Genomic DNA, 15,181 nt, shown 5'->3' on the forward strand with positions numbered 1-15,181 from the left:
CTTTATTCAGCTGAGTATGTGTTGGTTAACCCAGTCAATTTCTTCTTTTCTTATAGTGTGACTCGAATCCTCAAAGAGGAGGGTTTTAACATTTGCCCCCATGGATTGAAGCAGTTTAGCCGACTCCATGATTCTATTCATAGGAACATGAAAATCCCTTTTACTGCTACCGATAAATATTTGAGTCCCTTCAAAATCTCCAGAGTACTTTTCAGGCTGGAGATCCTGACCAATCAATCCTCCCGTAAAAGCAATCACCCCGCCTAGCTTTTGTGCATGCAATGCAGCAAACTCCAAACTCAAACAAGCTCCTTGGGAAAACCCGATCAGGAAGATATTTTGAGGAGCAATTCCTGTCTTTACGATTTCAGAGAAGGCATTGTTTATTTGTTCCAAAGAACTTTTCAAAGCGACTTCATTACTCTTGTCCGGAGCCATGAAACTGTAGGGATACCAGGTATTTGCCTCAGCCTGAGGTGCAATTAGCGCAAACTCATCCAAATTCAAATATTCCTTCAATCCAAGGATACTCGAAGAACTGGCTCCACGTCCGTGGATCAGGATAGCAGCTTTATTTGCCTGCTGAAGACTTTTTCCTTCCTTGCGTAGCTCAGGCATATTTAGAAGGGTTTAAGGCAACTGGAGTCAAACTCTTTTCAATCCTTTCCCGTGCAGGCTCAGCCCATTCCGGAAGCTTGATCAATTCACCCAAATGCGCCTCATCCTCATCAATGGCAAATCCAGGTTCGTCAGTGGCAATTTCAAATAGGACTCCTCCTGGCTCTCTGAAATAGATGGATTTGAAGTAATTTCTATCCTTCACCTCAGTAACCATATATCCATGCTTCATAAGCAAATGCTGAACCTCCAACTGGCTCTCTGTATTGGCCGTCCGGAAGGCAATATGGTGCACAGTTCCGGCACTTTGCATCCCGCGCTGTCCTGTTTTATCCAGTACAATATCCACGATATCACCGGGTTTCCCTTCTGTACCATATCTGAACCTACCTTGTTCCTCTCCAATAAAATGGTAATCCATGTGTTGAGTTAGAAGCTTCTCGGTGAGTTCTTTAGCCCGGAGATTCAGGGTTGCCCCATAAAATCCCCGAATGGAATGTTCAAAAGGAATATGGCCATAGATCCAGCCCTTTCTATCATCCCGGTCATTGGCAACCAACTCGATCCCCATTCCATCATGGTCTTCAAATCGGATGAGTTGCTCTCCAAATCGGGTCAATACATCCGAAACAGGAATACCGAATTTCTTCAAGCGACCTATCCAATAATCCAAGGAAGTAGCAGGAATAGAAAAAGCGGTATAGGTCAATTCACCCGAACCTTTGACTCCCTTTCTTGCCCCTGTAAAAGGAAAGGTTGTAAATACAGTCCCCGGGCTTCCAAACTCATCCCCAAAATAGAAATGATAGACATCCGGAGCATCAAAATTGATAGTCTTCTTGACCAACCTCAAACCCAAAACTCCAGTATAGAAATCAATATTGGCTTGGGGATTCCCGGCTATGGCCGTGATATGATGAATTCCTGTGATTAATGGTTTCATGGTTTTCCTTTCTTCTTTGTAATAAAAAAAGCTGCCTTTCGGCAGCTTTCAACTTATTTATGCAGTTGCTTCTGCCTCTTCTTCTACAGCCTGCTTAACCAACTGAACGTTGAGCAAGAGTCTTACCTGGTCACTGACTACCACGCTACCCGCTTCAGTCACTGCAGACCAAGCCAAGCCGTAATCTTTTCTGTTCACCTTACCGGAAATTTCAAAACCAGCCTTGGTCTGTCCGAAAGGATCCCCTACAACTCCCCCAAACTCCAGGTCCAATTCCACAGTCTTGGTAGTAGCTCTCATGGTAAGTTCACCAATCAATTTATATTCTCCTCCAATATTTGAAATTTTTCCTTCAAAGGTCAATTTAGGATGATTGGCTGCATCAAAGAAATCCGCAGATTTCAAGTGATTGTCACGGTCTGATTGATTGGTATCAATGCTGTCGATATCTGCCGTAAAACCCACGGTTGCTCCATCAAAATCCTCTGAAGAGCTTTCTGCATAGCCTTCGAATTTTTTGAAATAACCGGTCACTGTAGAAATCACCAAGTGCTTTACTTTGAAAGATACCTCAGAGTGAGTAGGGTCGATAATCCATTTTGCAGTTTTCATAATTGTTTGTTTTGTTATGTGTTTATTTAAATTGTTTTGACATTAATTGTATATACATTTATTAGAGCAAATTTTTTAACCCCTCAGTTTATCGAGAAGATTGTTCATTTGAATCACCTCCTCCTCTGATAAATGGAGGATAGTTTTGTTTGATTCCTCCACTTGTGCTTCCAGCATTTTCAGGAGATCCAGTCCTTTCTCCGTAATCAGAATATCAACTTGTCTACGGTCATTGGGACACTCTTCCCTATTGACCAATCCCTTCGTCTTCAGCTTCTCAACCAGACGGCTGGCATTGGACATTTTATTGAGCATTCTGTCCTGAATTGAAGAGACTGTAGTCGGCACCCCACTTTGTCCTCTCAGGATTCTCAAGACATTGTACTGTTCGGGAGAAATATCATGAGGCTTCAGGAGATTATTCTGAGCCGTCACCAAATAGCTGTGCGTGTAAAGTAAATTCACGATCAACTTATTGTAAGGGCTTTTGAACTCCTTTTGCCGGATCGCATCTTCTATTCTTCCCATTTTGTGTAAATGTATTTAATGTATATACATGTAAAGTTAAGAAAAGGTTTCACACGACCAAAAAAAAATTAACACTTCTATTAAAATCCTGATTTAATTGCATTTAAAGCCCTTTTTAATTTAAAAAGACTTTCAACCTTCTCTTGTCTGAATCTATAAACTACAAAAAAAGAGAGAAAGGAAATCCATCCTTTCTCTCTCATTTTAAATCAGTTTTAGAAGTTATTCCCAATCCAAGCCAGGCTGATGGTTTTGGGCATTTTCTTCAGCCTTTGCCTTTTCCACCATGGCCCTCACATCTTCAAGAAGCTGCTTGGCATCATAAACGATCCCATCCTTCACAGTATATTTCACCCCACCGACACGGATCGGTTGATTGTTTTCATCGATCCGGATTGAACCTGTTCCATAAAGGACCTTCAAGTTCTGGAGAGGGTTTTCCTCCACGATGACAAAATCAGCAAGTTTCCCAACTTCAACGGTTCCGATTTGTTTGTCCATCCCAAGGGACTGTGCTCCATACATAGTTGCAGACCGAATCACTTCCAGAGGATGGAACCCTGCCTCACGAAGCAATTCCAGTTCCCGGATATAGGCAAATCCGTAGAGCTGATAAATAAAACCGGAATCAGAGCCTGCGGTCACCCGTCCTCCTCTGTTCTTGTATTCATTTACAAAGGTCATCCACAAACGGTAATTTTCCTTCCATTGGGTCTCCTCTTCTGTAGTCCAGTCAAACCAATAAGAACCATGGGACTGACGACTAGGCGCATAAAATCTCCACAAAGAAGGAAGTGTATACGTAGCATGCCACTCTGCAGTCCGTGCTCTCATCAAGTCCCTATTTGCCTCGTAAATATTAAAGGTAGGATCTAAGGTGAAATCCAACTCCAAAAGTTCATTCATCACCTTGTTCCAGTGTTCAGAATAAGGGGCAGCAGCCTGTTTCCAAAGTTTTCCAGCTTCCCCAAATCGGTGCTGCTCATTTTGATAATTGTAATCCAAACGGAAATCCTGAATGGTGCGGTTTTCGAACAAGGCCTCAGGCAATCCATACCAGTGTTCCATAGAGGTCAAACCTGCTCTTGCCGAATTGAGTACATTCCATCGGGCAACATCCAATTGTTGATGGTGCATGGCAGACCGCAGTCCTATTCTTTTGTTTTCGGAAATTGCGGCTTCCATCACATCAGGCTTCGCTCCGAAGAACTTGATCCCGTCCGCTCCTTTTGCCTTGTTTTCATTGACCCATGCCTTGGCTTGCTCTGCATTGGTGATTGGGGATTTAGCCCCTTGTCCAAAGGCTGTATATGCCAAAATTCGAGGAGCAGTGATTTCATTAGCAGCAGATCGTTTTTTCTCAGAAAGCACCCAGTCCAGTCCATTCCCTGCGGAAGGATCCCTAATGGTAGTTACACCATGGGCCATCCAAAGTTTATAGACATATTCTGCTGGAGTACCCTGCCCGGTTCCTCCTATATGTGCGTGAGCATCCACAAAACCCGGCAACAAGTAATGCCCCTCCGCATCCAATACTTTGGTCTTTTCATCAGCTTTGGGCCGACGGTTTTCATTGATGGGCAATCCAGGATAACCAACGACCTGAATCTGGGCGATCTTGTTTTTCTCTACAACAATATCAACAGGACCAATGGGAGGTGCCCCTGTTCCGTCAACTAATACAACTCCCCGAATAATCAAACGGTCATAAGGACCATCTCCCTCTCCCCTATCCGGCGCAGGGCTTATTTGAGAAAAGGATATGGAAGAGTAGAACAAACAGCAGAGCGCAAGTAGAAGCGTTTTTTTCAACATATACATGATGGTTTATTGGTCAATAAGTTAGAAGAAAAAGGCAAATCAAAAAACCTGAATAGGATGAGCAGAAAAAGAAAAAGCCCCGGAAAAATCTCCGAGGCTTATAAAAGGTTCTTTTTAGTCTTATAAATCCTGGAATTTTTCCATGATATCTTCAGAGATCCCTGTAAAGGAATAACCACCGTCATGAAAAAGATTTTGCATGGTCACCATTCTGGTCAGGTCGGAGAACATCGTCACGATATAATCCGCACAAGCTTCCGCAGATGCATTTCCAAGAGGAGAAAGTGCCTCAGCAAAATTGAAGAATGAGTCAAATCCTCCAATACCGGTACCTGCTGTGGTTTTGGTTGGAGACTGGGAAATAGTATTTACCCGAACTTTCTTCAGTTTACCAAACCGGTAGCCATATCCTCTGGCAATGCTCTCAAGCAAGGCTTTAGCATCCGCCATATCGGTATAGAATGGATAAACCCTTTGAGCTGCGATATAAGAAAGTCCAAGGATAGATCCCCACTCATTCATCACATCCTGCTTTTCTGCAACATGCATCATCTTGTGGAATGAGATGGCGGACACATCATAGGACTTCATAGCCCAGTCGTAGTTCAGATCACCATAGGATCTTCCTTTTCGGATGTTGGGAGACATACCAATGGAATGAAGCAGGAAATCGAAATTGCCTCCGAGGAATTCTTTGGCCTCTGCATATAGCTTCTCAATATCCTCAACTACTGTGGCGTCAGCAGGGATTACGATGGTATTGCACTCCTGGGCCAGTTCGTTGATTGCGCCCATACGCATAGCAATCGGTGCATTGGTTAATACAAAGCGAGCACCTTGCTCTTTTGCTTTGATGGCTGTTTTCCAAGCAATGGAATTTTCGTCGAGAGCACCTGTAATGATACCCACTTTTCCTTTCAGCAAATTTTCTGGCATATAGCTAGGGGGTTGATGTCAAAATAATGGGGTAAAAATAGGTATTTTTTGGGATTACCCGGCCTAATTGAGCAACAGCTCTTTTGCACTTTCCACAGCAGAGGCAGATGGATTGGATCCAGCAATCATTTTGGCTAGTTCCTGAACCCTTTCTTCCTCACTCAACAATTTTATTTTACTGATTGTCTTTTCGGAAGTATTGTCCTTAAACACAAAATAATGGAAGTCTCCTTTGGCTGCTACCTGAGGCAAATGAGTGATACAAATCACCTGATGTCTTCCCGAAATCTCTTTCATCATTCTCACCATCTGCAAAGCAACTTCCCCGGAAATCCCAGTATCGATTTCATCAAAAATCAAGGTAGGTAGAGCCATTTTGTCGGCCATCAGGTATTTAATTGCGAACAACAATCTGGAAAACTCTCCTCCTGAAGCCACTTTTTTCAGGGCCTGCGGAACACTTCCTTTATTGGCGGAAAACAGCAACTCAATAAGGTCCATCCCTCTATTTCCTGGATTGGAGAATTGGTGCTCAATCTTTATCCTGGCATTTTCCATACCAAGACCTGCCAGTAATCCTTGAAGCTCTTTTTCAAAAGTACCAAAACAGGCCTTACGCTTCTCACTCAGCAGTTTCCCGCTTTTGGTCATCGCTGTTTCCGCCAGCTTCATCTCGTTCTCAGCTTTTTCAAGACTTTCATCTAAATTCTGAAACTGAAAAACCTTGTCTGCCAACTGACGCTCTAATTCCATCAGCTCTTCGACGGATTGCACACCATGTTTTTTCTGAAGCTGGTAGATTTTGCTCAACCTGTCTCTGATTTCATCCAACTTTTCGAAATCCACCTCCACTTTGGATTCTTCATCTCCCAAAGTGTCTACGATGTCCTTCAGCTCCACGAAGACTTCCTGAAAACGAGTTCGAAGATTTCCAAACTTGTGCGCAAGACGCTCGAGGGCCTGCATGCTTTGCTGAATTTGTCCCAGTCCATTGATCACACCGAACTGTTCATCCTGAAATAAGGACAACATTTCATTGATCTTCAACTTGATTTCTTCAGCATTCTCCAGAACCTCTTGAGAGGACTCAAGTTCATCTTGCTCTCCTGCCACAAGAGATAGACTACTTAATTCATCCAGTTGAAACTGGTTGAAATCAGCTTCCTTTTGCAGCTCGGAGGCTTTCAATTTCAGTTCCTCAAATACTCTTTTTGCAGTTCTGAAGGCATGATAGTCATGCTGATATTGTACCAACTCCCCCGAAGTCCTGGCAAAGGCATCAATCAAACCCAGCTGGTAATTTCCATCTCCCAACTGTAGGGTATCATGCTGGGAGTGCACGTCCATCAATTTGGCACCTAATATTTTTAGGTTATCCAGCAAAACGGGGGTATCATTTACAAAGGAGCGGGATTTTCCACTGGGACTTATTTCCCTTCGGATGATGCAGATTGGATCAAAATCCAATTCCTGCTCCTCAAAAAATGCTTCCAATCCATAACAACCAATTTCAAATATGCCCTCAATAATACACTTCTTATCCTGATGAAGCAGGACTTTAGTGTCAGCACGATTTCCCAAGAGAAGACCTACCGCACCGAGCATAATGGACTTCCCCGCACCCGTCTCCCCCGTAATCATACTCAGGGCTGGACTTGGCTGCATGTGCAGTTGATCAATCAATGCATAATTGGAGATGCTTAGTGACTTGAGCATAGTGGAAGTTGATCTATGACAAAGCTAAAAAAATCAGGCTTAGCTTTTCAACAGCTCATTGTACTTTCTGGCATTATTCGGATCGACTTTCAATAAAAGTTCCACAGCCTCTGTCCGGATTTCGATAGGAGCGTTTTTCAACACCTGAGCGATTTCGTCTCCTTTTGCATCCATAAATGAGATAGTCAGAATTCCATTGGGCTGGGTGTCATTTGCTTTTGATACAATCCTGATGGCCTCCAGGATGTTCTGATAAGCCTGATCCGGCTGGACCTGAAGTATGTCCAAACCCTGCCGGTGGTACAGGTAATAGGCTTCCCTGATGGCCGAGAACACTGAGGAGGTATAAATGTCATTGATCAACCAGTAGCGGTTTCTTCGGTCTGAGGTGCTCTGTACCCAGCCATTTCTTCCGGACTGTTGGGCATTGTTGACGATGTCATTGGCAACTGCAAAAAAGCTATCTCCACCCTGATCCTCAAAGGTATCATAATCAAGGCCCAGGGCTATATTGGCGTAAAAAGCCAGAAGTGAACTGATATTGTTCAGAAACGTGAAACGGTTGAACTCCAGAGGTTGGGATTCTATGTATTCAAAATTCCAATTTCGATCTGCAAAATTAAAAACCAGAGACTCATAATCTGTCCCATACACCGGACGGACAGTCTGAACCTGAACAGTCGCAGAATAAATCCCAACTTGGGGGACGTCATTGATAGTGATCAGCAAATTCCCTTTTATTCTTTCCTCAGGTTTGAATTCATCCTGAGTCCAGGAGCGTCCATTTAAAAACTGTTCGAAACTGGTCTTCATTTGGTTGAAAACCTCCGTGTTTTGGATCCTGGCCCTGTCACTGTTAATAATTACTGTGAAATTGAGCTCCTGTGAAAAAACCACTCCTGTCAGAAAAACCAGAAATAGGGTTGTTAGTCCTTTCTTCATAGACTTAAAAATAAGGATTAATTCAAGCTCACACCCAAACCGGAGCTTTTTTGATTTCATCTAAAATCAGATTTGCAATTTCCTCTTTGGGAGCTGTAGTAGAACTTACAGAGGTTCCGTTTCTATGGAAAATATGGACCCGGTTAGTATCTACCTGAAAACCCGCTCCACTTTCCTTCATGGAATTTAAAACAACCAAGTCCAGATTTTTCTTTTCCAGCTTGCTCTGGGCATTTTGAACTTCATTCTCAGTCTCTAGAGCAAAGCCTACATGCAATTGATGCGGCTTTTTAATTTTTCCCAATGAGAAAGCGATATCCACGTTCTTCTTCAGATGAATAGTCAGCTCATCCTCACTTTTTTTAATTTTCTCTGTGGCCGGTTCGGCAGGAGCATAATCAGCCACAGCCGCCGCAAAGACACACAAATCCATTTTGGAATGAAGGGAGGAGGCTGCATCAAACATTTCCTGAGCAGAACGAACATTGATCCAGTGAAATTGTCCTTGGTCAACTGAAAGTGCTATAGGTCCAGAAACAACATAGACTTCCGCACCCCTTTCTTTAAAAGCATTGGCTAAAGACAATCCCATTTTCCCACTGGAATGGTTACTGATAAAACGCACAGGATCTATGGCTTCCTGAGTGGGCCCCATGGTGATCAGTACTTTTTTACCTAAAAAATCCCTCTTGGGAGAGAAAAAGGCATCTAATCTTTCAATTATATGCTCGGGCTCCATCATTCTACCCTGGCCAGAAAGACCACTGGCAAGTTCTCCGCTTTCAGCATCTAGAATATGGTTCCCAAAGGACTGGAGTTTTTTCAGGTTTTCCCGGACGGCAGGATGCTGGTACATATCTAGGTCCATTGCCGGAGCCAACATCACTGGGCATCTCGCAGAGAGATAGGTCGCGGTGAGTAAATTATCGCAGAGTCCATGGGCAAATTTCGCAAGGGTATTTGCACTGGCAGGAGCCACCAAAAATAAATCTCCCCAAAGCCCCAATTCGACGTGATTGTTCCATTCTCCGGTTTCGTCTTTTTGAAACTGGTGCAGAACAGGACGTTTGGAAAGCGTTGAAAGGGTCAGAGGGGTTATAAAATCAAGAGCAGAAGTGCTCATGACAATTTGCACTTCTGCTCCGGACTTGATCAATAATCGGGTAAGGTGCGCAGCTTTATAGGCAGCAATACTACCTGTCACGCCCAAAATAATTCGCTTACCCTTGAGGCTCATTTTTATTGCTGGCCTTCTTCCTGCTCAGGGTATCTAAAGAATACTTTACCCTCCATAAACTCTTCCATGGCAAGAGTGGAAGGCTTAGGCATTCTTTCGTAAAACTTAGAAATCTCGATTTGCTCTTTGTTTTCAAAAACCTCCTCAAGGTTATCCACAGTAGATGCGAACTCGGAAAGCTTGTTGTTCAATTCTTCCTTCAAATTGGAAGAAATCTGCTTGGCCCGCTGACCTACGATATGAAGAGACTCATAAATATTGCCAGTCTTATCTGCAATTTTGTCTAGGTCACGTGTTACGATAGATGGATTTGTAGCCATTATATTTAGAGATTTGTTTCTGGTTTAATTTTTTTCTGCTGGGGCCAATGCTTTTGCCTGTTCGGCTTTGAGAGCTTCGGCCTGATCCGCATATTCTTTTTTCAATTTGAGATGGGATTCCAATTCCTCTCTGGTTTCCTCCTCAAAATGCTTCACTTCAGGGGTATATTTACTATTAGGATATTTTCTATAGAAAGAAGCCGCAAAGCCTAATGCTTCATTCAATCGCTCTTCCTTCTTCGAAAAAATACTGTTTTCTGCATATCCTGCCCCCACTTCTACTAGTTTGTAGGCAAGTTCTTCGTTGTATTTACTTTCAGGATAGTCTTTTGCGAAATTCTGGAAATTGATGATGCAAGCACGAAGAAAATCTCCCGGGAAAAGCCCGTCCTTCAATCGGTAATACATGGAAGCCTCCTGATATGCTTTTTCCTCAAATCTTCCCTCCAAGTCATTTAGCATTTCCATAGCCCTCTCATAGCTTGCCGAACCCGGAAATCGAGTCACAAACTGCTGAATTGCTGAAACGGCTTCCTTACTGCTCTGTTGATCCAAGTTATAGTCAGGAGCATCAAGATACAGGGAGTAAGCGTGCATGAAAAGCGCTTCCTCGGCCAAAGGGCTTCGGTTGTAGGTTCTGTAGAAGGTATTGAAGTATCCTGCAGACTCTATGTAACGCTTGGTTTTGAAATGACTGTTGGCATAATTGTAATCCGCCAATTCCGCTTTTTCACTCCCCCTAATTACAGGCAACACTTTATCATAGAGGATAATCGCCTTGTTATACTCTCCCTTCTGATAATAATCATTGGCGCCATTGTAAAGCTCTTCCCAGTTGGTACTTTTTTCCAACTTGGTAAAAGGCCCACAGGAGCTGATAAGGACGATAAACAGAAGAAAATAAAGTAATTGTACGCGCATGTTCATTTTCAAGACCGCAAATATACGGGATAATAATTGGGATTCAAATGTTAAGGATTGAGGCGATTGGCTTACTTTTTCACAACGAGCTTCTTGGTGACAATATTTTTGTTGTCAACAAACAAAGTGTAGAAATAAACCCCTGGTTTAAAATCAGAGACATTGATAACTAGACTAGATCGGTCTTCGTCCAGTTCGTATTCCCCAACCGGATTTCCAATAAAGCTATTGATGGCGATTTTAGCCTTTACCTGTCGGTTTTTAATTTTATAATCTAGTTGCGCCACCCGATTACTTGGATTAGGATACACATCACTTAATATCAAATCTTCGTAATCAAAATCGTCTACGGACGCATTGGGATTAGCTACATCATACCGGACTTCTACTACAAATGCATCCCGGATATTTTCCTGATTCACAAAAACCAGATCAAAACTCCCCTTAGTCTCTGCTATACCCATCCCAAAATCCAGATACAGATCCGTAATCACTTCTCCGGGAAGAAGGGTGAACTTGATTTTGGCCAAATCCCTCTTCGCATCAAAACACTGCTCCCCAATACAAATCTTCATATCCTGGGAGGACCCAATATTTCCGCTGAGATTCTTGAGAAAAAAGGTTTTGGTTTGATTGGATTCGTTTTGAAGCAAGATTGTCTTGCGCTGAGAAGTTCCTATATCACCATTGAACTCCAATCCTTCGCTCAACACACGTACCTGCTGTGCTTCCGAGAAAAACGGAAACACAAGCATCAGCCATGTGAAAAATTTGAGAAAGGTCTTCATGTAAAGTTCTGTCTATAAGCTCCCAGTTTGTTAAAACTCAAATCAATATACGCACAAAAATACGCCAAGGGTAGTGCTTTAGAGAAAAATTACGGTTAATTGTTGTTAACCCTTTTAAAATTTTTTCCTTGGTTCAGCGTTTACGCAAAATCAGTTCTTTTTCAAGGGGACCAACAGCCTTTTTTCAGGTATGAAACCTCCTCTTTCGAGGGATTTTCGGATATCCTCATCCGAAGGCATCAAAATTTTCACATCGGGTATTTCAAAAAGATTTTCCCCATTCGGATCAATTTCTTCGGGCTTTCTCCATGCATTAATCAGCTCCATATCAGGCCTTTCCTCTATTCTCCATCTGAATCCTTCCAATCTAGAGTCCTTTTCTTCAAGTTTCTGGATAGGAATAAATCTACCATCAGGCCTTACCCCATAAGTGACCCTTCGTATGGCTCCTTCCCTAAACACCATCTTGATAGTAGCACTCAACGTAGAATTGATTCCCTGAGTAAGAGTGTCTGACTCCAAGGCATAATACAAAGACTCCCCATTACCCTCAATTTCCAACCTGCTAATCTCTCCATCTTTGAAATACCCAGTCATCTCCCTCCCCTTCATCTGGTTGAAATTACTCAAAGTATCTGTAGTGATGGCAAAAGAATTATCCTTCATAAAAACATGGTCAAGCTCCTCATTTTGGATATAAAATACCATGCTGTCAGCAGATATCTGACTTTTATCGTTCCAAATTACAGGATCCTGAAACAGCTGAATGGTAGAATCGGCATAATTGTAAACCAAAGAATCTGCCACTCCTGCAAGATCGCTTTTGATCAATCGGATGGAATTAAAAGCGAGAAGGTATTTTGCAGAATCCGCCTCACTGTCTTGGGAGATCAGTGTATCTGCAGCCATATACAAAGTATCGCTTTCAAAATACTTCCTCACAAGAGCTTTTCCATAGACTTCACTGTATCCCCGCTCTTCCCAATACTTACCCACATCACCGAAAACCTCCACTTGTCTTTCCTTATTTAGAACGCGCACGTTTTCCTTCCCTTCGTAGTACCCTTCCAATTCTTTGTAAAAGAGCTCATCAGCTTTCACTCTACTGTTTTCTGTCTCCACTACCCCGTCGTAAAAACGAAACTGCTTTGCCTGGGTATCATAAAAGCTGCCTTCTTGGGCATCCAGAGTATTTCCTTCCTTGGAAATCAAATTGGTCAAACCCTTGGTTTCTGCCGTTTTTGGAACAGTCAAATACACCAGATAATTGGTTTTCATGGTGTAATCCGGATTGACCAACACTACATCCTCCGTGAAAGTAATTCGCTCCAAATTCGTTTCATACCTTCCCCGCTCGCTGGTAAGCACATTGACAGAATCGACCACCTTTCCGGAGTTGAAGTAAGTGGCCACATTTGAGACTCTGTCGTAGTCAAGAAATTCCGTGTAAAGTGTAGTCTCCTCATTCGAAAAAACAACCTGCGTTCTCAGTTTGGCTATTTTGGTGGTTCCGTCGTACTCGGCATAAGCACTCCTGGTTTTAACAGGGTCCTCCAAATCTTCAATGCGCACATTCCCGAAAAGCCTGGCCATATTCTCATTCCTGAAAAAATAGGCCGAATCACAGTAAATCAGAGAGGACTGGTTTTTCATTCTCACTGAACCTATCAATCGCTCGAAACCATTGGCTCCACGAAGCACATCCGCAGCCAAAATCTCTAGGGTGTTGCCCTGTGCTCTGGACTCAAAAGCCCAAAGGTTCAAAAAGAGGAGTAGTACAAGGACGTATGAAGGAAATTTCATCTCAGGATCTAAGTGGGCAAAATTAGTAGAAAAAGCTATTTTTGATCAATGATCGAAGCTTTTCTCAACCATATACGCCAAAAGTCCCTTCTGGATTCGAACAGCACCTATCTATTGGCATGCAGCGGGGGCATGGACAGCATGGTTTTGGCCAATTTATTAGTGAGTGCCGAGATCCGGTTTGAAATCGCCCACGTCAATTTTCACCTAAGGGGAAATGAAAGTGAAGGTGACGAATCCTTTGTAAAAGAATGGGCCAAAAGCCATGGAATCACTTTCCATGTACTCCATGCACAAGCAGAGGAAGTGGCCAAAAACAACAAAATTTCCATTCAGATGGCGGCCCGTGAAATCCGCTATGACTGGTTTGAAAAACTACGGCTCGAGCGAAATCTGAAAGGAATTCTTTTGGCCCATCATGAAGACGACCAAATAGAAACTATTTTCCTGAATCTCCTAAGGGTCACCGGAATTGACGGAATCAACGGTATGTCTGCCAAAAAAGGCTGGCTGATTCGCCCCCTTCTGCCTTTTTCAAGAAGGCAACTGGAGATCTTTGCCGGGGAAGCCCAACTGCAATGGAGAGAGGACAGCTCCAACAAAAAAACTGAATACAAACGAAACAAACTCCGGCTGGATGTTTTACCGGTTCTTTTTGACAGTGCTGAAAATGCCCGGGAAAATCTTTTGAACAGCTTTGAGAAAATCAGTGAAACCGGCAAAGCTTTTAATGGACTATTGGAATCATGGAAAAAGACACATTTGAGAACTGAAGATGAATTCCAGTTCCTTTCAAGCCGTGAAATCATCGGCATGGCAGGGGCTCCCTCTATTCTGTTCTTCTGGCTGAGACCCTATGGTTTCAATGCAGACCAGGCAAAGGAAATCCTGAAAGCTATCCATTCCTCTGAATCCGGAAAAATGTTTGAAAGCCCCAGCCATTTGCTCAATGTAGACCGTGAAGAGTTGATACTCATGCCCCGAAAAGAAAACTTTGAGCCAATTCTAATTGAAAAAGACGACATAGTCCTTCAAATCCCGGAAGGGGATTATGACCTACTGAAACTTGAACAAATCACTAAAATCGACTCCCATAAAGAAAACGCCATGCTAGATCTGGACAAGATAGACTTTCCTCTGGAACTCAGGACTTGGCAATTGGGGGACCGCTTTGTTCCATTGGGAATGAAACACAGTAAGAAAATCTCAGACTTTTTGATAGATTTGAAAGTACCCTTGGCCAAAAAACAGTCCCTGAAAGTACTGGTTTCCAAAGGGGAGATTGTATGGGTCTTGGGTTATCGAATTGCAGACTGGGCAAAATACAGTGAGGCAACCCGGAAGATTCTTTACTTTAAAAAAAGAAACTAATGCGCAATCCTTTTTCCAAAACCTACACAGAAGAAGAACAGGACATGTTTGACTTTCTGCGTACCATCAAATTTTTTGAGAGACTCCGAAACAAGGAAATGGCCAGATTTCTGCCTACAATCCACCACCGAAAATACAACCGGGACGAGGTGGTGTTTTTCAGTAAGGATCCCAGTCAGGCGTTATATCTACTCAAAAAAGGCCAGGTGATCCTGACCATTGATATCAAGGACAATTTTGAAACAATTTTGGAAATAAACCGCGGGGAGGCATTCGGGGAAAACTGCCTGCTGGAAAACAGCAAAAGGACTTACACTGCCATCATCACATCTGATGAAGCAGACCTGATTGTCATCCCTCAGTTTGCTATTCAGGAAATCTTCGAAGGAAATCCTAAAATCAAGGCAAAAATGATGACTTCTCTTGCGGAATATTACAACGAAAACAACCAGCGCCTTTTCCGTTCCTACCGGGAATCCTTTGGCTTTTTCAGTCTTCGGCAAATGTTTGAATGAGATTTGTAAGAAGCCGAATTTGATTTTCATCACAGATCCCTTCCGTTCAAGAAACTATTGGCATTCTGGTTTCGAATACAAGCATTGTTTAATAACTTAGCACCGCTTTT

At 42.8% G+C, this 15,181-nt stretch carries 15 protein-coding genes; 2 read left to right on the forward strand and 13 right to left on the reverse strand.

The genetic code is table 11. The features are described 5' to 3' along the window. Positions 1-6: 6 nt before the first annotated feature. From P2G54_RS12410 to P2G54_RS12470, 13 genes are all read right to left on the reverse strand, one after another. Positions 7-618 (reverse strand): dienelactone hydrolase family protein, encoded by a 612-nt coding sequence (locus tag P2G54_RS12410; RefSeq protein WP_275871589.1) that lies wholly within the window; start codon positions 616-618, stop codon positions 7-9. Further along, entirely contained in the window at positions 611-1,561 is a 951-nt protein-coding gene (locus P2G54_RS12415) for a ring-cleaving dioxygenase (protein WP_275871591.1), read from the reverse strand. The genes P2G54_RS12410 and P2G54_RS12415 overlap by 8 nt, the downstream gene beginning before the upstream one ends. Before the next feature lie 57 nt (positions 1,562-1,618). Further along, on the reverse strand, positions 1,619-2,173 hold the full coding sequence (locus P2G54_RS12420; RefSeq protein WP_275871593.1) for a YceI family protein: 555 nt from the start codon (positions 2,171-2,173) through the stop codon (positions 1,619-1,621). A gap of 75 nt (positions 2,174-2,248) precedes the next feature. After that, positions 2,249-2,701 (reverse strand): MarR family transcriptional regulator, encoded by a 453-nt coding sequence (locus tag P2G54_RS12425; RefSeq protein ID WP_275871595.1) that lies wholly within the window; start codon positions 2,699-2,701, stop codon positions 2,249-2,251. A gap of 222 nt (positions 2,702-2,923) precedes the next feature. Then, the gene (locus tag P2G54_RS12430) at positions 2,924-4,516 is read right to left on the reverse strand and encodes an amidohydrolase family protein (RefSeq protein WP_275871597.1); all 1,593 of its coding nucleotides are present in this window, start codon (positions 4,514-4,516) and stop codon (positions 2,924-2,926) included. A 126-nt stretch (positions 4,517-4,642) separates the two neighbouring features. Beyond that, positions 4,643-5,458, reverse strand: a complete 816-nt coding sequence (locus P2G54_RS12435) for an SDR family oxidoreductase (protein ID WP_275871599.1) — start codon at positions 5,456-5,458, stop codon at positions 4,643-4,645. Positions 5,459-5,521: 63 nt separating this feature from the next. Next, positions 5,522-7,174 (reverse strand): DNA repair protein RecN, encoded by a 1,653-nt coding sequence (gene recN, locus P2G54_RS12440; RefSeq protein WP_275871601.1) that lies wholly within the window; start codon positions 7,172-7,174, stop codon positions 5,522-5,524. 39 nt (positions 7,175-7,213) lie between these two features. Beyond that, entirely contained in the window at positions 7,214-8,116 is a 903-nt protein-coding gene (locus P2G54_RS12445) for a DUF4835 family protein (protein WP_275871603.1), read from the reverse strand. Positions 8,117-8,144: 28 nt separating this feature from the next. Then, positions 8,145-9,353 carry a bifunctional phosphopantothenoylcysteine decarboxylase/phosphopantothenate--cysteine ligase CoaBC gene (gene coaBC, locus P2G54_RS12450; protein ID WP_275871605.1) on the reverse strand — a complete coding sequence of 403 codons (1,209 nt, stop codon included), beginning with the start codon at positions 9,351-9,353 and terminating at the stop codon, positions 8,145-8,147. A gap of 2 nt (positions 9,354-9,355) precedes the next feature. Beyond that, complete coding sequence (locus P2G54_RS12455) at positions 9,356-9,673, reverse strand: DNA-directed RNA polymerase subunit omega (RefSeq protein WP_275871606.1); 318 nt, start codon at positions 9,671-9,673, stop codon at positions 9,356-9,358. A 24-nt stretch (positions 9,674-9,697) separates the two neighbouring features. Continuing rightward, on the reverse strand, positions 9,698-10,594 hold the full coding sequence (gene bamD / locus P2G54_RS12460) for an outer membrane protein assembly factor BamD (RefSeq protein ID WP_275871608.1): 897 nt from the start codon (positions 10,592-10,594) through the stop codon (positions 9,698-9,700). A gap of 71 nt (positions 10,595-10,665) precedes the next feature. Beyond that, positions 10,666-11,382 (reverse strand): T9SS type A sorting domain-containing protein, encoded by a 717-nt coding sequence (locus P2G54_RS12465; RefSeq protein WP_275871610.1) that lies wholly within the window; start codon positions 11,380-11,382, stop codon positions 10,666-10,668. A gap of 150 nt (positions 11,383-11,532) precedes the next feature. After that, positions 11,533-13,185 carry an OstA-like protein gene (locus P2G54_RS12470; RefSeq protein ID WP_275871612.1) on the reverse strand — a complete coding sequence of 551 codons (1,653 nt, stop codon included), beginning with the start codon at positions 13,183-13,185 and terminating at the stop codon, positions 11,533-11,535. 48 nt (positions 13,186-13,233) lie between these two features. Between P2G54_RS12470 and tilS the strand changes: the two genes are divergently transcribed. Continuing rightward, a complete protein-coding gene (gene tilS / locus P2G54_RS12475) occupies positions 13,234-14,556 on the forward strand; it encodes a tRNA lysidine(34) synthetase TilS (protein ID WP_275871614.1) in 1,323 nt (440 codons plus the stop codon). After that, positions 14,556-15,071: a cyclic nucleotide-binding domain-containing protein gene (locus tag P2G54_RS12480; RefSeq protein ID WP_275871616.1), complete on the forward strand. Its 516-nt coding sequence runs from the start codon at positions 14,556-14,558 to the stop codon at positions 15,069-15,071. The genes tilS and P2G54_RS12480 overlap by 1 nt, the downstream gene beginning before the upstream one ends. Positions 15,072-15,181 lie beyond the last annotated feature (110 nt).

The organism is Algoriphagus sp. CAU 1675 (assembly GCF_029222925.1).
Taxonomy (GTDB): Bacteria; Bacteroidota; Bacteroidia; order Cytophagales; family Cyclobacteriaceae; genus Algoriphagus.